Source organism: Hyphomonas sp. UBA4505 (assembly GCF_002388685.1).
In the GTDB taxonomy this organism is placed as follows: Bacteria; Pseudomonadota; Alphaproteobacteria; order Caulobacterales; family Hyphomonadaceae; genus Hyphomonas.
The window spans coordinates 482,178-500,230 of sequence record NZ_DGMZ01000012.1; the positions used below are offsets into that span (position 1 = coordinate 482,178).

Sequence of the window (18,053 nt, forward strand, 5' to 3'; positions counted from 1 at the left end):
GGAAACCCTCTCCTTTGAGCTTTCTTACAACTCTTACACATCTTCGCCACGGCGCGAACAGGGCGTGAATGGGTCAAATCAAAGAAATTCTTGCAAATTTCAGCCGCATTCAGCTGAGGTGGCCTGCTTTGGGGGTTGCCAGCCACCCCACAGCGCGGAATGGGTTTCTCATGTGGATCTGGCGAGCAGTCGGAGTTGTGGCATTCGCGCTCGGCGCGATAGGCCTTGCCTTACCGGTGTGGCCCACGACCATTTTCTGGATTGTCGCCGCTTTGGCCTTTGCCAAATCCAATCCCAGCTGGGCGGATTGGATCTATCGTCAGCCGGGCGTCGGCCCGGCAATCAAGACCTTCCTCGAAACGGGCGCCATGGCGCGTGAAGCGAAAATCGCCGCTGTTTGCGGTATGGGCCTGGCCGCATTGATTGTCACCGCGTTTGCTTATCATAAGCCGTGGGTACTGGGCTCAGGCCTCGGCCTCATCGCCGTCGGTGCTGTCTATGTGATCACGCGCAAACCCCTGCGCGACGAATAGATCCCTCTCCTGCTGCTCTCAGACCCGGACAGGAATCGAGTGATTGATCTCTCACTTGCCACAATTTCGCCCTCTTTTGCGAGCAAATGATCACATACTAACCTCACAAGAGTGTTCGACAGCAAGAAGGAGATGACCCCATGCCGGTCACGATTGTCGCGACTGCCCTTAAAACCGCCGCGTCCGTTTTCGGAGGCTTGTTTCTGGCCGATTTCATTTCAGGCCTCATCCACTGGTTTGAAGACCGGTACGGAAATCCGAAATGGCCTGTGCTGGGCCATACGATCCGCGCCAATCAGGAACACCATTTCAAACCGCGTGCATTTCTGGCTGGCTCATTCCTGTCGCGCAACAAGGAAGTCTTCGTGCTTGGCGCCTTGTTCCTCGCCGGCTTCTGGGCCACGGGCACGCTGAACCTGTTCACCGGTTCGGCTGTCCTGTTCGGCGTCTTCGCCAATGAGTTCCATCGCGCTGCCCATCGCAGCCCGAAGGAGAATGGCCGTTTGATCAACGCCCTGCAGAAAACCGGCTTCGCCCAGTCCTTCCAGCATCACGCCGCCCATCACCGCATGGGCAAGGACACCCATTATTGCGTCATTACCAACTACACCAATCCGGTCCTGGAACGCGCCCGGTTCTTCCCGGCCCTGGAACGCCTTGTCAAAATCGCTACCGGCCGGTCCCCACGTCTCGATGAAAGCGTCAATGAACGCTATCGCAAGGCGGCCTGATCCTGAGATATGCACCTCATCCTTCCCCGCCTTCCCTGAGGGCGGGGATTTCTTTTGTCGACGCGGCGTCTAGTCTGCTGGGCATAACCAAAAGGGAGAAACGCACATGGATCTGGGCCTAAAGGGAAAAACCATCTTCGTTGCAGGCGCCAGCCGGGGCATTGGCCTTGGCATCGTAGAGGCCTGCCTCGCAGAAGGCGCGAAAGTCGCCCTCGCCGCTCGTGGGGAAGAGAAGCTGGAACAGGAACGTGCGCGGCTCGCCGCCCAGTATGGCGAGGAAAATGTCTGGGCCCGCGCCGGAGACTTGCGCGATTCCCGCACGGTCGAGACGATGATAGACACGATCGAGAACGAACTCGGCGAGCTTTGGGGCGCGGTCGCCAATGTCGGCCTGCACCCTTGTCCGCCCGGATTTGAAGTCGACGACGCCACCTGGGATGCCGGCATTTCGCAAAACCTCGATTCCGCCTTCTTCCTAGCCCGGTCGGCCTTGCGACGCATGGACCCGCGTGGCGAAGGCGCCATCCTGATGATCTCTTCGATTGCAGGCCTCACCGGCCTCGGCACGCCGCTGACCTATGGCACGTCAAAAGCCGCGATTAACCATCTGACCAAGGAACTCGCCCGGGTATCCGGCCGCAACAATGTGCGCATCAACGCCATCGCTCCTGGAAACATCATCTTCCCGGATGGAGAATGGGAAGAACGCATCAATGGTGAGCGTGGAGACGCCTGGACCCGCTGGATCAAGCGCGAAGTCCCGCTCCAGCGCTTCGGCAAGCCTGAAGAGATCGGCTCAGCGGCAGCCTTCCTGCTCAGCCCGGTGGCCAGCTTCATCACCGGTGCCATCGTGCCTGTGGACGGTGGGCAGACCCGATAGGGATCAGCCGCCGATCAGCGTGGTCCGCCGCGCCGGGGCTTCCATTTCTGCCCGGCCGGCGGCCTCCAGGCCCATCTGACCCATCAGCGCATCATCCTCGTCGATTTCCGGATTGTCGGTTGTCAGAAGGCGGTCGCCGACAAAAATCGAGTTCGCACCCGCCAGCAGGCAGAGTGCCTGCCCCTCTTCCGTCATGCCTTCGCGGCCCGCGGACAGACGTACCCAGCTTTGTGGAAACACGACCCGGCAGACGGCAATGGCCCGCGCCATCTCGATGACCGAAATGGCCGGACTGTAGCCGAGCGGCGTGCCTTCAATCGGCACCAGCATGTTCACCGGAACGCTTTCCGGGTGCGGCGTCAGTTTGGATAATTCATGGATCAGGCCAATCCGGTCCTCTCGGCTTTCACCCATTCCCAGAATGCCACCACAACAGAGCTTCAGGCCAGCCGTTCGCGCACGCCCCAGCGTTTCAAGCCGATCATCATAGGTGCGAGTGGAGACGACCTTGCCGTAATATTCCGGTGAAGTGTCCAGGTTGTGATTGTAGTAATCGAGCCCGGCCGATTTCAGCGCTTCGGCTTGGCCGTCATCCAGCATGCCCAGCGTGACGCAGGTTTCCAGCCCTTCGGCCTTCACGGCTTCGATCATGGCGGCAACTTTGGGGACATCGCGATCCTTCAGGCTGCGCCAGGCCGCTCCCATGCAGAACCGGTCCGCGCCATTTTCCTTGGCTCTGCGCGCGGCGGTGACCACCTCATCGAGCGGCATCAGTTTCGAGGCATCGAGCCCGGTATCGAAATGGGCTGACTGGCTGCAATAGCCGCAATCCTCAGCACAGCCGCCCGTCTTGATCGATAGCAGTTGAGACTTCTGAACTTTCCCATCCGGCCAGTTGGCCTGCTTCACCGTCAATGCGTGCGCCATCAGCGTGTCCAACGGCAAGGCGTAGAGTTTCGCGATATCATCTCGGGTCCAGTCATGGCGAGGGGAGAGGTCTGTCATGCGCGGAATCCTTTTAAGCGACACTAGAGTTCGGCGGAGTACGTATCCGGGGGGACCAACGGGATCAACCACTGCTGAAATTAACTTTGCGGCAGGCGGCGGATTGACGTAAATCGGCTCGAGCTTGAAAGCCCCCTGTCATGGATACTCGGCCCGCCCCCAAGAAAGTCCTGGATGCCAATGCCCGTCGCGGCGCCATCATTGGAGGTATCGCGCTGGCTGTAATCATCTTGCTGTTCGCAATCGGCAAGACGACCAATCTGCTGGACATCGCCACCTTGCAGGCCCTCATGCAGGATATCGCCTCCAGCCCGTGGGCCCTGCCAGCTTTGATCCTGCTATTTGTGGTCGGCGCCTTTCTCGGCATTCCCCAATTTGCATTGCTGGCCATCGCGATTGCCATGTTTGGCCCCTGGCTCGGCGCGATGTTTGGTTGGATCGCCAACATGGTGGCAGGCGCCGCCACCTTCTATGCCGGGCGCCTTGCAGGCGAAAAAGCGTTTCGCCGGTATGCGGGTGAAACCGCCAACAAGCTATCCACGTTCGTTGGTCGCAATGCCATGATGACGAGCGCGATCGTACGCAATGTGCCTGCGGGCCCTGCCCTGCTGGTCAATATGGCTTTCGGCGTGAGTCATGCGAAATTTCTCCATTACTGGGCCGGCATGGGGGTGGGGATCATTCCCAAGATCGCCCTGATCGCCTTCGCCGGTCAAAGCCTGCTTGCTGCCTTCACGGGGAATCCACTCGTTGCTATTGCAGCGGCCGCTGCCGCCGTCGGCGTTTATATTGCCATCGCCGCCTATGCCCGTGCCCGAATGCGCAAAACCGGGCAATCTGTTGCCCTGATCCCGCAAAACGAGGTTGACACCGCCGCCCCATAGGCCGATGTAACACCCCATGTGGAATAAAATGCCTCTTCAGCTACTGCTTACCGGCCCCTGGCCGGTGATGTCTGCCTAGGTCAGCCAGGGCAGCCGCGCGGTCAGGGGTGATCACCAGCCTTATTTCCCATTCCCAGACCCGGTAGCTCCAAAATGTCCACGTCATCCAATCCTCATATCCGTATCTTCGACACGACCCTGCGCGACGGTGAGCAATCACCCGGCGCGTCCATGACCCATAATGAAAAGCTCGAACTCGCCGAGTTGATGGAAACCATGGGTGTCGATGTGATCGAAGCCGGTTTTCCTGCCGCCTCCGAAGGCGACTTCGCCGCCGTCAGCGCCATTGCCGAACAGTCGAAGTCAGCCATCATCTGCGGCCTCGCCCGTTCGACGCCGAACGATATCGAGCGCTGCGCCGAAGCCGTGAAGAAATCGGCCCGCCCACGCATTCACACCTTCATCTCGACCAGCCCGGTCCATATGAAGCACAAGCTGAAAATGGGGCCGAATGCCGTGCTCGAAGCGGTAGGCCGCTCGGTCGCCCAGGCCCGCAACCATACTGACGATGTTGAATGGAGCGCCGAAGACGCCACGCGCACCGATTTCGACTTCCTGTGCAAATGTATCGACGTGGCCATTGCCAGCGGTGCAACCACAATCAACCTGCCTGACACGGTCGGATACTCACATCCGGATGAGTATGGCGCCCTGTTCCGCCGTGTGATCGAGACAATCCCGAACTCTGACAAGGTTATCTGGTCGGCCCACTGCCACAATGACCTTGGCTTGGCTGTCGCGAACTCTATCAATGCCGTCGCCAATGGCGCGCGTCAGGTGGAATGCGCCATCAACGGTCTCGGCGAACGTGCCGGCAATGCCGCGCTGGAAGAGATTGTCATGGCCATGAAAGTGCGCAGCGATACGCTGCCCTTCGAGACCGACATCAAACCCGCCTATCTCTCCCGTGCCTCTGCCATGGTCAGCCGCATCACCGGCTTCCCGGTCCAGTACAACAAGGCGATCGTGGGCAAGAACGCCTTCGCGCATGAAAGCGGCATCCATCAGGATGGCATGCTGAAGAATGCCGAGACCTATGAAATCATGCGGCCCGAAGATGTCGGCGTTGCCAAGACATCACTGGTCATGGGCAAGCATTCCGGTCGTCACGCCTTCCGCGACAAGCTGGAAGCGCTCGGATACACGATGGAAGGCGATCCCTTGAATGATGCGTTCAAGCGCTTCAAGGCCCTTGCCGACCGCAAGAAGCACGTCTTCGATGATGACATTATCGCACTGGTCGATGACCAGTTGGCTGCAGAAGGCGAACGGATCGCGTTCAAGCGGTTGCGTGTGGTTGCAGGAACAGACGCCCCTCAAACGGCCGAGATTGATCTCGTTGTGGACGGCGAAGAGAAATTCGCCATCGCCCGCGGTAATGGCCCAGTGGATGCGGTGTTCAACGCCATTCGCGAGATCGTGCCGCATGAAGGCAAGCTGGAGCTTTATCAGGTCCACGCCGTCACTGGCGGCACCGATGCCCAGGCGACCGTGTCTGTTCGTCTCAACAGCGACGGCATCATGTCGACCGGTCGTTCCTCGGATCCGGACACGCTTGTCGCGAGTGCAAAAGCCTACCTCCACGCCGTGAACAAGTTGGAAGCGCGCAAAGCGAAGCGGTCGCAGGCCGCCTAGCAAGCCCCGTCTTCTCTCAAAGAGTATTGCTGCATGGATCTCTGGATTCCCATGACGCTGGCGGCTGCATTCTGCCAGAATGGTCGCTCAGCGCTTCAGAAACAGCTGAAGCAGACGCTGAGCACATGGGGCGCGACGGCCTCACGTTTCGTCTATGCAGCGCCGCTGGCAGTCGGCCTGCTGGCGGTGTTGACCATCGGGCGGGGCACGCCCCTGCCCGCGCCGCCCGCTGCCTTCTTTGCTTATACGATTATAGGCGGAATCAGTCAGGTGCTCGCGACCGGACTACTGATCCATCTGTTCTCCAAGGCCAATTTCGCGGCTGCCACGGCCTTTACCAAGACCGAACCTGTTCAGGCTGCGCTCGTCGGCATTATCCTGCTCGGCGATACGCTCACCTTGCCCGCCCTTCTGGCGATCATTGCCAGCATTTTGGGGATCATCCTGATCTCGCTTTCCAGAGCTGACGGGCACAAATGGACGCCGGACGGTTCGCTCTGGATCGGGCTGTTGTCGGGAGCCTGTTTCGCCGTATCGTCCGTGTCGCTTCGCGGCGCATCCTTGTCGCTTGGCGAGGTCGGCCTGCTGCTCAGCACCACAACCACGCTCGCCTTCGTCACGATAATCCAGTCGGTCATGTTGCTCGGCTGGCTCGGACTGCGCGAGCCCGGCCAGGTCGCCAAGCTGTTCGGGGCATGGCGACAAGCCGGATGGGTTGGCCTGATCGGCTTCCTCGGATCAATGGCATGGGTCATGGCGTTCACGCTCAAGGACGCTGCCAGCGTAAAGGCTGTCGGTCAGGTCGAAATCCTGTTTACCCTGATTGCATCACATGTGGTCTTTCGCGAGCGCATCACGGCGCGCGAACTGGCAGGTATCCTGCTCGTGGCTTCGGGTGTGATTGGGATTGTATTGCTTGGCGGCTGATCAGAGTGCCGCATCAAGCAGCAGATAAGCGGCAAGCCGGGCGCTGGCATTGCGGCCAGTCTTCTGCGTTTGCTCCAGCGCGTGCAACGCGTCGTCAGCTTCCATATCGAGGAAGTCCCGCGCCAGATCCATCAGGTCGCGGTCATTGCGCAGGCGTTGTGTGACGCGCTCCACCTGGCGACCCGCCTGGGACAGGATTGCAGACTTGCGCTCCTTGTCGCCGCGCCGGGCGGCTTCGGCAATCTTGCGTTTGGCTTTCGGGCGGATTGCCTCGGGCAGGACGATACCGGACGTCTGCAGCCGGTCGATCAGTTCGTCGGCGACATCTTCACGGTCGCGCAGGGGTTTGTCCTCGCGGCTCATATCCGAAATGATGTCGCGCCAGCCCATTTCCGCACCCGATGACGGCGAGGACGACCGCACAGGTACGAGCGGCATCGGCTCGTCTACTGGCTCGGGCTCCAGAATATCAGATTCGTCAGGAACCAAGTCTGTTGCGCGCCGGCGCGGCGTTTCATCGAATGGGCTTTCAGTAACGGCGGGTGTGTCATCATGGCGGCGGCGGAGGGGCTGCGTCACCGGTTCAGGTGCCTTCTCTTCGAGGGCGCGGCTCAGATCCCAGGTGTCGTCCTGCGCCGATGTGTCCGGCTTGTTGTCCGGCTTGTCCGTCAGCGCAGCGCTGGCCAAGGCGTCGGCCGCCGCATCGAACAGTTCGTCATCCATGCTGGCACGTGGCGCAGGCTTGGGTTTTGGCGCGACGGGGGTCTCAGGCATTTCTGGCGTGTGGCCGTTGCGGTCCTCAAGATGGAAACCATTCGTATGCCCATTGCCATTGCGGACAGGCATTGGCTCGAACGCTTCGTCATCATGTAGACCGTCATCGTCGTGGAGCTCGTCGGACTGGTGTGCGGAAGCGGGAATGATGCTGGGTTTCGGCTCCGGCTCAGGCGCGCGCTCAGGCACGACCGGTTTCGCAAGATCATCCCTTGCCAACGCCAGAGACGCAGCTTCACGTGTCTTGCGGTCCATTCGGACCGTGTCGGCCTTGGCGGCATACTCCGCCGAGCGGATAGCTGCGGCAGCTTCCTCGCCGGCTTCGCGCAGCCGGGCCAATGCGCGCGCCGCGTTTTCGGCGGCCTCGCGCGTAGAAGTATTGATTTCGTTGTTCGCCCGGCGAGCACCATCCAGGGCTGAAGATACGGCGTCTTTCAAGGCGTCGCCGGTTGTCATTGCGGCAGCTGCAGCGATCTCCCCTGCCCGCACAGCAGCGTCTACCGTGCGGCGGGACTGGTCGAGCTTTTCCTCGACGCGTGTGACCGCAAAGGTAAGCGTTTCGGTGCGCGTGGCAGCATCACCTGCGAGCGCATCCAGCTCGATCAGCTTCTCAGACAATGTGCGACCCGCCACCTGCATGGCTTCCAGACGGCGCGCCAGCGCTTCATCGGCGCGGGAAACCTCTTCGCTGGCTTCCCGCGTGGCACTCACCATCATCTGGGCCTGTCGCGGGATGGCTTCGTTCAGAGATTGCATATGCGTGCGCAGGTCTCGGGCGAGTCCTTCCAGAGCCTGTCTTTCCTGGCCAAGCCGTTCGGTCAGGTCGCGGGCATTGTCCGCGCTGGCATAAGCCACCGATTCCAACCGCAGGCGCTCGTCTCCGATCTCTCCCGCCATGGCCTTCATCGCTGACAGCGCATGCGCCATGGCGCGATCCACTTCAGCTGCGGCCTGTTTCATCTGTTCGGCAAAAGTGATGCCCTCGGTGCCAGCTTCACGCGCCGGAGCCATCAGGCGAACGGCGGCTTCCATCACCAGCGCATTCGAAGCAGAAGAGCGACGATTGGTGCGCCCCATATAGCCCGCCATGATCATCAGCAGCGCCGGGACGACCAATGCCATGGCTCCGCCGACCAAGACCAATGGTTGTAACTCCTTCAGGCCATCAACACCCCAAAGGCCAACTGCCATCGCAGCCGCGCCGAATATCCAGAAAATTGCAACGACAAAACCGGTCACAACCATCCAGCTGCCACCACTGCGGGCGAGCTCGAAGTTTTCAGACGCCTCTTGCCTGACAAGCAGATCGCGGCCAGACGGGCGAGCGGCAGACGGCTCGGTCATAGCCGGAGTATACCGCGACAATTCGACCGGCGCGAGACCAGAATGTGTGCATTTCTAGGTTTGGAAGGCCGAATGCGTTAACGGGCCAGCAGGGCCGTAACCACAGAGTCCTGACGGGCTGCTTCGGAATTGTCATCCTGCTCCGGCGCAAATTCCAGTCCCAGCCACGCCAAAGCAGCTGCCAAAACCAGATTACGAACCAACACGACGAAATCCAACATCGCAATTCCCCAGAGCCAAATACGAATTGTGCCACGTCAAAACTCGGCACAGATGAATAATAATTCAAGTTTGCCTTTTCGACAATCGATAAATTCAGCCCGATCAAAGATTCTCTGAAAAGCTAAAATCATTAACGATTGGGCAGCAGCCTCGTGTCACGGTCAAATTCTGTGGGAGACGCCTGACATGACCGAGACCTTTGCCTTACTCGATCGCGAGCACCTCAAAGCAATGACCGGAGGCGACAATGATCTCGCCGTGGAAGTCATCGAAATCTTCCGGCATCAGGCCGAAATCTGGTCACGTATGCTGGATCCGCACGCCGAGGCGAGCCAATGGGCCGACGCCGCCCACACGCTCAAGGGCGCCAGCCTTGGTATTGGTGCCATCCTGTTGGCGTCGAAATGTGAAAAAGCCGAAAAAGCCGGCCGGTCAGAGACCCCGCCCAGCGTCACGGCCGCTGCAGTCATGATCAGCGATATCAAGGATGCGCTGGGGGACACGCTCGAAGAGGTCGCCCAGGTGCTTTACGAGTTTACGTCGTCGCCGCCACGCCGCGCGTCATAGCTGCCGAACTCATACGCAATGCAACGGTCAATCAAGGTCCGCCAGACCGGCTCGGCAATGGCCGGCGACAAGCCCGCGCCTTCGCAAGCAGCCTTAACCTTTGTCACGACATCTTCGATCCGCGCGCTGTCATGCACTTTCGACCGGTCCGGCTTGATACGCGCCGCAGCATCCATGAAGGATTGGCGCTCTGCCAGGATTTCGACGAGCAGACGATCAATCCGGTCGATCTCATAACGAACATCGGACATGGTTTCAGCCGTCTCGGATGAGTGACGTCGCTGATCGGAAGTGTAGGTGGTCATGCGGAATATGCCCTGTTGCCGAGAGGTTTGCGCATATATGACCCCAATCGCCACCGCAACAAAGCAGCTGCGACGAAGCGCCTCCAGACCACATGGACATGAAAAAGGGCCGCCCTTTCGCGCGGCCCCTGTTTTATGGGTTGAGCGCTGTCTAGCGTGTGCTGCGCCAGGATTCGAGGATCCGGGCGGCCCATTCGCGGCCACCCCAGCCAAAGGCGATGGCAAAGGCTGCGGCACCGCCGATGACAATCCATTTGGCCACTTCCAGAATGAACACGCCACCCGTAGGGTCGAGGCCCATGCGGGAGATGCCGAGGATCACGGCAAGCACGATGATGATCCATTTCATAACGCGTGCAGTGACATCCGTTGCCCCTGCCCCAGTGGAATCCATGGCCGAGCTCACAAGCTTGGCAATGAACACGCCTGCGAAGATGATCAGCGCGCCAAAGATGATCTGGACGCCCATATCGAGTACAACATTCATCGCATAGGTCAGCGACTCAATTCCCAGCGCGTTCAGCGCAGCCACCAGACCAAGCAGCACGATCAGGAACATCGCAACCCGGGCAATTACCGTGCTGGCAGTCAGCCCGCCATCTGCGCCCTTGAGCAGGCCAAGTTCGGAAACAGCCGAATCCACGCCTGTACCTGGCAGCGTCTTCAGCACCAGATTGGCAACAAATCGGCCGATCAGCACGAAGATTGCGAGGATCACGCCAGCGGCCAGTACATTCGGGATAATGCCGATAATGTCGGTCAGCAGCTCATTTGCCGGGGCGGAGATCGCCTCGATGGCCAGCACATCAAACGCCATGATAGCGCCGATGATCACCAGAACGGCGAATGCCACGGATGCCACAATGCCGGAGATGTTTACGCGTCCGGTCGCCAAGCCGAAGCGTTCCGGCATGCCGTCACCGAATACAAGTACGGCTTTCAGCGTCTCACGCACGACATTGGCAATAATGATGAAAATGCCGAAGATCAGTGCCGCACCGATGACATTTGGCAGATAGGACAGGATCGGATCGATCACGCCATGTAGCGCGCTCGAAATCTGCGTTGCGCCTGCGATCGCGAGCGCTTGCATCAAACCTATCAGGATCGTGACCCAGAATGCCGCTTGCGCAAGGCTGGTGCCAAGCGATTTGCTGTCACTGGTGGCCGTTGATGCGTTGGCTTTCTTGGCCAGACCTGTCCGGTCGATGGCTGCCGCAATCAGCCAGCGCACGATGAAAGCGCCGATGATGAAGGCAATCATGACCAAGGCGGCCTTGATCAGCTGTGGACCATAGGCCTGCGCCTGATCGACCGTATTTCGCCAGAATTCGTCCATTGAAGTTAGTCCCCTTTAGTTGTGTTGCGCCAGTTGAGGCTCAATCAGATACGCATTGGGGGAGCCCCTGGTTGCGCGTGCCAACAAATTTCGCTTGGAAAATGCCAGCCCAGCACATGCCCACCGCCTCCGTTTGTGTGCGCTCACCCACATTAGGGATTGAAGTCGATTTCGACCACGGAGCGCACCAAAGCGTACCGCTTTTGCTACCTCGGATCAAATGAACGTGAAATAACAAGGCATTGGGGAACCATTCAATCAGCCCCCCTTATGTACATAACCTGTGTTGTGACGCGTAATAAATACAACACATCGCGGAGGGTGGGGAGACGCCCCCTGGCAGGCCGCGATAAGGGGACGACGCGAATGGGCAGGTGCAGAAACGCACCTGCCCTTTTTCGTGAACCCGCACGTCAATTTCGCAAAAAACCCCGCAAAGGCATTCTCGACCGTTTTTCCGGTTGCGGTCACATGGGTCAAACGTTAATGTTATAAAATAACATGTATGGAGAGCTTCCCATGTCGCAAGACAAGTTCGCTTTGTCTGAAGCCTTCGGCCCGGATCATGCCGCAGCATATGACAATCAGTTTGAAGAATTGCAGGCCATCAAGGGGCTGCTGCATCTGATACTGGAAACCGGTTTGGGAAAACTGCCGGACAATGCACGCATTCTTGTCGCCGGGGCCGGGACCGGCGCTGAAGTCCGCTACCTCGCCACACGATTTCCCAAATGGCAGTTTGCGCTCATTGATCCTTCCAGCGCCATGTTGGATGTCGCTCGCCGACATGCGGAGGCTGAAGGCTTCGCGGCGCGCTGCACGTTTCACAATGCTTATGTCTCGGAGGTCGAAGCATTCGACTTTGAGGGCGCAACCAGTCTGCTCGTCTCGCACTTCCTGACCCAGGCAGACTCGCGGACCGCTTACTTCCGTTCCATCGCGGATCGCTTGCGCCCCGGTGCACCGCTCTTCAATGCCGACTTGTGCGCCAACATGAACACGCCCGACTTCCCGATGGTGATGGAGCTTTGGCTGAACCTCTTGTCCCGTACGGGCATGACCCCGGAGGGTCGGGCTCACTACCAGCAGATGTTCGGCTCACAGTTTGCCTGCCACGGACCGGCAAAGGTTGAACACATGATGGACAGTGCCGGATTTGCCCTGCCCGCACAGTGCATGCAGGCAGGACTTATCCGAGGCTGGCTGACCGCGAAGGCCTAGACTTCGAGCAGCATCCGCTCTGGGTCTTCCAGAGCTTCCTTGACGCGGACGAGGAAGGTCACGGCCTCCTTGCCATCCACGATCCGGTGGTCATAGGACAGCGCCAGATACATCATGGGGCGAATCTTGACTTCGCCATTGATGGCCACAGGGCGCTGTTCGATCCGGTGCATGCCAAGCACGCCGGACTGTGGGGGGTTCAGGATCGGGGTCGACATCAGCGAGCCATAGATCCCGCCATTGGAGATGGTGAACGTACCGCCCTGCATGTCGCCAATCGTCAGCGAGCCATCGCGGGCGCGTTTGCCAAGGTCTGCGATAGACTTCTCAATGCCAGCCAGAGACAGGTCATCGGAGTCGCGCACAACTGGCACAACAAGGCCCTTGTCGGTGCCGACCGCGACGCCGATGTCATAATAGTTCTTGTAGATAATGTCCGTGCCATCGATCTCGGCGTTCACCGCAGGCACTTCCTTCAGTGCGTTGACGCACGCTTTCACGAAGAAGCTCATGAAGCCCAGCTTGATGCCGTGTTTGGCAACGAAAGCTTCCTGATGCTTTTTGCGGAGGTCCATGATCGCGCCCATATCGACATCATTGAATGTCGTCAGCATGGCCGCATTGTCCTGAGCCTCTTTCAGGCGGCGAGCGATCGTCTGGCGCAGGCGCGTCATCCGGACGCGCTCTTCCCGCGGACCAATGTCGCGCGGTGCCTTCGCTTCTGCCGGAGCCGCAGCAGCCTTCGGCGTGCTGTTCACATAATTCATCGCGTCAGCCTTTGTCGCGCGGCCATCACGGCCTGAGCCTGGAATATCAGCGGGGTTCACGCCGGCTTCTGATGAAATGCGGCGAACGGATGGAGAGACAGGGCGCTCGCCCGTTGCGGCAGGAGCCGATGTGGTGGCTGCAGGTTTCGACGCCGCCGGCGCAGCGGCCGCGGCCGACCCGCCCGCGCTGATGCGCGCAATAACAGATCCCGGCGTAACCGAGTCCCCCTCACCAACCAGCAGTTCGGCGACAATGCCGTCAGCGGGTGAAGGTACTTCCAGTGCAACCTTGTCGGTTTCGATCTCGGCGATTGTCTCGTCTTTCTTGACCGCATCGCCTGGTGCCTTGAGGAATGTAGACAGCGTGCCTTCGGCGACGCTTTCGCCCATGGTCGGCACTTCGACATCCATCAGTTCGCCCTTGTCGGCCTTGCCCGGAACGCCGCCCGGATCCTTCGGACCGCCATGTGCCGGCAGTGCCGCCGCAGCCGTTTCGGACTTCGCCGATGCGCCGGACCCACCACCAAGCTTGCCCAACAGCGCGCCGATTTCGACCGTGTCGCCTTCATTGGCGAGAATCTCGGACAAGACGCCGTCTTCGGTGGCGGAAACCTCGACAGACACTTTGTCTGTTTCGAGTTCGACAAGCACTTCATCTTTCTTCACAGCGTCGCCTTTGGCTTTCAGCCATTGGCCAACTGTGGCTTCGGTGATGCTCTCGCCGAGAGTAGGCACTGTGATATCGGTCATGAAATCAGTCCGTTTGTAATAAATCAGAATCAGGTGGCGACGATGTTGTCAGCTACAGGGTCTTTGCCAAGGGCTGTTGAGATCAGGGAATCCTGCTCAGCTTTGTGCTTGGACAGCAAACCTGTTGCCGTAGCAGCAGATGGCGGACGACCCGCATAGGACGGACGCGGAGAGGATGATCCAGCCTGGTTCGCACACCATTCCAGCTCGTCCCGAATGAATGTCCAGCCACCCATGTTGCGTGGCTCTTCCTGACACCAGACAATCTCGGCCTGCGGGAAGCGCTTCAACTCATGGATCAGCGACTTGCGTGGCACCGGATAGAATTGCTCGACGCGCAGCAGATAGACATCGTCCACACCGCTTTCCTCGCGCGCCTCGAACAGATCATAATAGACTTTGCCCGAACACAGGACGACGCGGCGCACCTTGTTGTCCTTGACGAGTTTCACCTTGCCTTCACGGCCCGGCGTCTCGGCATCATCCCACAAGATGCGGTGGAAGGACGACTTCGTGCTCAGATCGTCCAGACTGGACGTTGCCAGCTTGTGACGCAGAAGGGATTTCGGCGTCATGATGATTAGCGGCTTGCGGAAGTCGCGATGGATCTGGCGGCGCAGGGCGTGGAAATAGTTCGCCGGCGTCGTCAGATTGCAGACTTGCCAATTGTCTTCCGCGCACATTTGCAGGAAGCGCTCGAGCCGGGCCGAGGAATGCTCCGGACCCTGACCTTCATAGCCATGCGGCAGGAGCAGGACCAGGCCCGACATGCGGAGCCATTTGCGCTCAGCCGACGAAATGAACTGGTCGAAGAAGACCTGCGCACCGTTCGAGAAGTCCCCGAACTGGGCTTCCCACATGGTCAGCGTGTTCGGGTCGGCCAGCGAATATCCGTACTCGTATCCGACAACAGCTTCTTCCGACAGAAGCGAGTCGATCACTTCGTAATGGGCCTGCTTGTCGCTGATATTGTTCAGCGGCGTGTAGCGATCACCATTGGTCTGGTCGATGATGTGGCTGTGGCGCTGGGAGAACGTCCCGCGACCGCAATCCTGACCGGACAAACGGACCGGGAAGCCCTCATCCAGCAAGGTCGCGAAAGCCAGATGCTCCGCCGTCGCCCAATCGAGCCCCTTCCCTTTCGAGATGGCCGTCGCCCGTGCGTCAATGACGCGCGCAAGCGTGCGGTGAATGTCAACTCCCTCTGGCACTGTGGTGATGGTCTGACCAAGCGCCTGCAGGCGTTTCTTGGCCACGCCGGTCTTGCCACGGCGCTCGTCATCATCGGGCAGGCCGAGACCTTTCCACTCGCCGTCCAGCCAGTCTGCCTTCTTGGCTTCGAATGTCTTGCCGGCTTCGAATTCGCGGTCGAGATAGGCTTCGAAATCGACGACTTGCTGTTCGACCTGCTCAGCCGTCAGAATGCCTTCCTTGACGAGGCGTTCCGCATAGATCTCACGGGTCGAGGCATGACCTTTGATCTTGGTGTACATCACCGGTTGGGTGAACATGGGCTCGTCGCCCTCATTGTGCCCAAAGCGACGATAGCAGAACATGTCGATGACAACGTCCTTGCCGAATTTCTGGCGGTACTCGGTCGCGATCTTGGCCGCATAGGTGACCGCTTCCGGATCATCCCCATTGACGTGGAAGATCGGTGCCTGAACCATCAGAGCGACATCCGACGGGTACGGAGAAGACCGCGAATAGATAGGGCTTGTCGTAAAGCCGATCTGGTTGTTCACGATGAAGTGGATCGTCCCGCCTGTGCGATAGCCCGACAGGCCCGACAATGCGAAACATTCCGACACGACGCCCTGCCCCGCAAAGGCGGCGTCGCCGTGCAGCAGCAATGGCAGCACAGTCGAGCGGTCCAGCGTCCCGCTCTCACGATGCAGCATTTCCTGCTTGGAGCGCGACTTGCCCAGCACAACCGGATCCACCGCTTCCAGGTGGGACGGGTTGGCGTTCATCGAGAGGTGAACTTCATTGCCGTCGAACTCGCGGTCAGACGACGCGCCGAGATGGTATTTCACATCGCCCGAGCCAAACTCGCCCGCGCCTTGCGTGTTACCGCCCTGGAATTCGTGGAAGATCTGCTCGTAGGGCTTGCCCATCACAGCGGCCAACATGTTGAGGCGACCACGGTGCGGCATGCCGACAACGATCTCGCGCACGCCAAGCGCGCCGCCGCGCTTGATGATCTGCTCCAGCGCCGGCACCGCCGCTTCACCGCCATCAAGGCCAAAGCGCTTCGTGCCTGGATACCGTTTGTGCAGGAAGCGTTCGAAGGTTTCCGCTTCGATCAGCTTGGCGAGAATCGCCTTCTTGCCCTGATCCGTGAACGCAACGCCCTTGTCCGGGCCTTCGATCCGCTCCTGAAGCCAGGCCTTCTCTTCCGGATCGGAAATATGCATGAACTCGATGCCGATGGTCGAACAATAGGTCCGCTGCAGGATGTCGAGCATCTCGCTGACCGTCGCATGGTCCAGACCAAGATAGCCATCGATGAAGATCTTGCGGCCCATGTCTTCTGCACCGAAGCCATAGCTGGCCGGGTCCAGTTCAGGCTGTTTTTCGGGCGTGTCGAGCGAAAGCGGGTCCAGCTGGGCGGCCAGGTGGCCGCGCATGCGGTAGGCCCGGATCATCATGATCGCGCGGATCGAATCCTTGACGTTCTGCGCGATTTCCTCGGCAGAGGCGCCCGGCTTGGCAGATTTCAGCTTTTTCTCGAGCTTTGGCTCGACCAGCGCCCAGTTGCCATCAAAGGCGGCAACCTGTTCGTCGGTAAGCGGACGGGGCCAGTCGCCCCGTTTCCAGCTGGCGCCCCCGGCATTGCGCGCGGCGTCGCCCGAATCATCGCCCAATTCTGCAAAGAATTCGCGCCAGCTCTCGGGAACTGACGCGGGATTCTTCGCATATGCGGCCTGCATCTGCTCCAGCCACTGGGCCGAGCCGCCATACAGGAACGCTGTTTCCAGCATGGCGCTGTTACCTGCGCCGCGCGAGCCGTCTACCGGGCTGCCATCATCTGCCATTTTCAATCCGTCCTTTGGGACCTGTTCCCTGACATTAAGAAACAAAATACTTGCCCGGTTCCTACCGGGACTGAAGTTCTCCAGGACGGCCTGAGCGGGGACAGATGCTGGCCTCGCCAGACTGGCCCGGACGGGCCGTCCTGGCTTAGATGTATATCCGGGCGCTAACCCTTCAATACGTCAACCATGGTTGTCCCGAGACGTGCAGGTGACGGGGAAACGCGAATACCCGCCTCTTCCATCGCCGCAATCTTGCTCTCGGCATCGCCTTGGCCACCTGAAACGATAGCACCGGCATGGCCCATCGTGCGCCCCTTCGGCGCAGTCCGACCCGCAATAAAGCCGACCATCGGTTTTTTCCGGCCTTTTTTGGCTTCGTCGATCAGGAATTGCGCAGCTTCCTCTTCGGCACTGCCGCCAATTTCACCGATCATGATGATCGATTGGGTCTCATCATCGGACAGGAACATGTCCAGCACGTCGATGAACTCGGTGCCTTTGACCGGATCACCACCGATACCGACAGCAGACGTCTGGCCGAGGCCCGCCTGAGAGGTCTGGTACACGGCTTCATAGGTCAGCGTACCGGAGCGCGACACAACGCCAACAGTGCCCTTCTGGAAGATCTTGCCGGGCATGATGCCGATCTTGCACTGTTCCGGCGTCAACAGGCCGGGGCAGTTCGGACCGATCAGGCGTGACTTGGATTTTTCCAGTTTCGCCTTCACACGCACCATGTCGAGCACAGGAACGCCCTCGGTGATGCAGACGATCAGCGGGATTTCCGCATCGATGGCTTCTTCGATGGCGGCGGCGGCGCCGACTGGCGGCACGTAGATCACGGACGCATTGGCGCCGGTTGCCTTGGCGGCTTCACCGGCATTGGCGAAGATCGGCAGTTCGGTGCCGTTGTCAGCGGTCCATTTCTGGCCAGCCTTCTTCGGGTGCGTACCGGCAACCATTTGCGTGCCGTAATACTCCAGCGCCTGATTGGTGTGGAAAGAGCCCGTATTGCCGGTCAGGCCCTGGACGATGACTTTGGTATTCTTGTCGATGAGAATGGACATGTTT

Annotated in this window: 16 protein-coding genes; 8 read left to right on the forward strand and 8 right to left on the reverse strand. The window is 59.6% G+C overall.

Going from position 1 to position 18,053, the window contains the following annotated elements; translation table 11 throughout:
- Positions 1-170 precede the first annotated feature (170 nt).
- The 3 genes from B3527_RS11440 (at position 171) to B3527_RS11450 (ending at position 2,144) form a co-directional block, all read left to right on the forward strand.
- A complete protein-coding gene (locus B3527_RS11440; RefSeq protein WP_290479955.1) occupies positions 171-533 on the forward strand; it encodes a YbaN family protein in 363 nt (120 codons plus the stop codon).
- Positions 534-673: 140 nt separating this feature from the next.
- Positions 674-1,264 carry a fatty acid desaturase CarF family protein gene (locus B3527_RS11445; RefSeq protein ID WP_206991334.1) on the forward strand — a complete coding sequence of 197 codons (591 nt, stop codon included), beginning with the start codon at positions 674-676 and terminating at the stop codon, positions 1,262-1,264.
- 106 nt (positions 1,265-1,370) lie between these two features.
- Positions 1,371-2,144 carry an SDR family NAD(P)-dependent oxidoreductase gene (locus tag B3527_RS11450; protein WP_290479956.1) on the forward strand — a complete coding sequence of 258 codons (774 nt, stop codon included), beginning with the start codon at positions 1,371-1,373 and terminating at the stop codon, positions 2,142-2,144.
- Positions 2,145-2,147: 3 nt separating this feature from the next.
- On the opposite strand, the gene bioB is transcribed toward B3527_RS11450, so the two are convergent.
- Entirely contained in the window at positions 2,148-3,149 is a 1,002-nt protein-coding gene (bioB, locus tag B3527_RS11455; protein WP_290479957.1) for a biotin synthase BioB, read from the reverse strand.
- A gap of 140 nt (positions 3,150-3,289) precedes the next feature.
- Here bioB and B3527_RS11460 point away from each other — a divergent pair, with 140 nt between their 5' ends.
- From B3527_RS11460 to B3527_RS11470, 3 genes are all read left to right on the forward strand, one after another.
- Positions 3,290-4,033 (forward strand): TVP38/TMEM64 family protein, encoded by a 744-nt coding sequence (locus B3527_RS11460; protein ID WP_290479958.1) that lies wholly within the window; start codon positions 3,290-3,292, stop codon positions 4,031-4,033.
- Between the two features lie 153 nt (positions 4,034-4,186).
- Complete coding sequence (locus tag B3527_RS11465) at positions 4,187-5,728, forward strand: 2-isopropylmalate synthase (protein ID WP_034810507.1); 1,542 nt, start codon at positions 4,187-4,189, stop codon at positions 5,726-5,728.
- A 33-nt stretch (positions 5,729-5,761) separates the two neighbouring features.
- Complete coding sequence (locus B3527_RS11470; RefSeq protein ID WP_290479959.1) at positions 5,762-6,655, forward strand: DMT family transporter; 894 nt, start codon at positions 5,762-5,764, stop codon at positions 6,653-6,655.
- Here the strand turns inward: B3527_RS11470 and B3527_RS11475 are convergent, their stop codons facing one another.
- Positions 6,656-8,773, reverse strand: coding sequence for a hypothetical protein (locus tag B3527_RS11475; RefSeq protein WP_290479960.1), 2,118 nt, complete (start codon positions 8,771-8,773; stop codon positions 6,656-6,658).
- 77 nt (positions 8,774-8,850) lie between these two features.
- The gene (locus B3527_RS11480; protein ID WP_156947764.1) at positions 8,851-8,994 is read right to left on the reverse strand and encodes a hypothetical protein; all 144 of its coding nucleotides are present in this window, start codon (positions 8,992-8,994) and stop codon (positions 8,851-8,853) included.
- Between the two features lie 187 nt (positions 8,995-9,181).
- Between B3527_RS11480 and B3527_RS11485 the strand changes: the two genes are divergently transcribed.
- Complete coding sequence (locus B3527_RS11485; RefSeq protein ID WP_206991339.1) at positions 9,182-9,562, forward strand: Hpt domain-containing protein; 381 nt, start codon at positions 9,182-9,184, stop codon at positions 9,560-9,562.
- Here B3527_RS11485 and B3527_RS11490 read toward each other — a convergent pair.
- Complete coding sequence (locus tag B3527_RS11490; RefSeq protein WP_051607406.1) at positions 9,523-9,867, reverse strand: chorismate mutase; 345 nt, start codon at positions 9,865-9,867, stop codon at positions 9,523-9,525. The two genes, B3527_RS11485 and B3527_RS11490, sit on opposite strands and share 40 nt — an antisense overlap.
- Before the next feature lie 151 nt (positions 9,868-10,018).
- Complete coding sequence (locus B3527_RS11495) at positions 10,019-11,206, reverse strand: mechanosensitive ion channel (protein WP_034810502.1); 1,188 nt, start codon at positions 11,204-11,206, stop codon at positions 10,019-10,021.
- A gap of 519 nt (positions 11,207-11,725) precedes the next feature.
- On the opposite strand from B3527_RS11495, the gene B3527_RS11500 reads away from it, so the two are divergent.
- Positions 11,726-12,427, forward strand: coding sequence for a class I SAM-dependent methyltransferase (locus B3527_RS11500; protein ID WP_290479961.1), 702 nt, complete (start codon positions 11,726-11,728; stop codon positions 12,425-12,427).
- Here B3527_RS11500 and odhB read toward each other — a convergent pair.
- The 3 genes from odhB to sucD form a co-directional block, all read right to left on the reverse strand.
- Complete coding sequence (gene odhB, locus B3527_RS11505; protein WP_290479962.1) at positions 12,424-13,944, reverse strand: 2-oxoglutarate dehydrogenase complex dihydrolipoyllysine-residue succinyltransferase; 1,521 nt, start codon at positions 13,942-13,944, stop codon at positions 12,424-12,426. The genes B3527_RS11500 and odhB overlap by 4 nt on opposite strands.
- A 29-nt stretch (positions 13,945-13,973) precedes the next feature.
- On the reverse strand, positions 13,974-16,982 hold the full coding sequence (locus tag B3527_RS11510; protein ID WP_290479963.1) for a 2-oxoglutarate dehydrogenase E1 component: 3,009 nt from the start codon (positions 16,980-16,982) through the stop codon (positions 13,974-13,976).
- 164 nt (positions 16,983-17,146) lie between these two features.
- Entirely contained in the window at positions 17,147-18,049 is a 903-nt protein-coding gene (gene sucD, locus B3527_RS11515; RefSeq protein WP_034810499.1) for a succinate--CoA ligase subunit alpha, read from the reverse strand.
- Positions 18,050-18,053 lie beyond the last annotated feature (4 nt).

Excerpts from the sequence above, each read along its gene's own strand:
- B3527_RS11440 (WP_290479955.1), top strand. The coding sequence starts at position 171 with ATGTGGATCTGGCGAGCAGTCGGAGTTGTGGCATTCGCGCTCGGCGCG.
- B3527_RS11445 (WP_206991334.1), top strand. The coding sequence starts at position 674 with ATGCCGGTCACGATTGTCGCGACTGCCCTTAAAACCGCCGCGTCCGTT.
- B3527_RS11450 (WP_290479956.1), top strand. The coding sequence starts at position 1,371 with ATGGATCTGGGCCTAAAGGGAAAAACCATCTTCGTTGCAGGCGCCAGC.
- bioB (WP_290479957.1), bottom strand. The coding sequence starts at position 3,149 with ATGACAGACCTCTCCCCTCGCCATGACTGGACCCGAGATGATATCGCG.
- B3527_RS11460 (WP_290479958.1), top strand. The coding sequence starts at position 3,290 with ATGGATACTCGGCCCGCCCCCAAGAAAGTCCTGGATGCCAATGCCCGT.
- B3527_RS11465 (WP_034810507.1), top strand. The coding sequence starts at position 4,187 with ATGTCCACGTCATCCAATCCTCATATCCGTATCTTCGACACGACCCTG.
- B3527_RS11470 (WP_290479959.1), top strand. The coding sequence starts at position 5,762 with ATGGATCTCTGGATTCCCATGACGCTGGCGGCTGCATTCTGCCAGAAT.
- B3527_RS11475 (WP_290479960.1), bottom strand. The coding sequence starts at position 8,773 with ATGACCGAGCCGTCTGCCGCTCGCCCGTCTGGCCGCGATCTGCTTGTC.
- B3527_RS11480 (WP_156947764.1), bottom strand. The coding sequence starts at position 8,994 with ATGTTGGATTTCGTCGTGTTGGTTCGTAATCTGGTTTTGGCAGCTGCT.
- B3527_RS11485 (WP_206991339.1), top strand. The coding sequence starts at position 9,182 with ATGACCGAGACCTTTGCCTTACTCGATCGCGAGCACCTCAAAGCAATG.
- B3527_RS11490 (WP_051607406.1), bottom strand. The coding sequence starts at position 9,867 with ATGACCACCTACACTTCCGATCAGCGACGTCACTCATCCGAGACGGCT.
- B3527_RS11495 (WP_034810502.1), bottom strand. The coding sequence starts at position 11,206 with ATGGACGAATTCTGGCGAAATACGGTCGATCAGGCGCAGGCCTATGGT.
- B3527_RS11500 (WP_290479961.1), top strand. The coding sequence starts at position 11,726 with ATGTCGCAAGACAAGTTCGCTTTGTCTGAAGCCTTCGGCCCGGATCAT.
- odhB (WP_290479962.1), bottom strand. The coding sequence starts at position 13,944 with ATGACCGATATCACAGTGCCTACTCTCGGCGAGAGCATCACCGAAGCC.
- B3527_RS11510 (WP_290479963.1), bottom strand. The coding sequence starts at position 16,982 with ATGGCAGATGATGGCAGCCCGGTAGACGGCTCGCGCGGCGCAGGTAAC.
- sucD (WP_034810499.1), bottom strand. The coding sequence starts at position 18,049 with ATGTCCATTCTCATCGACAAGAATACCAAAGTCATCGTCCAGGGCCTG.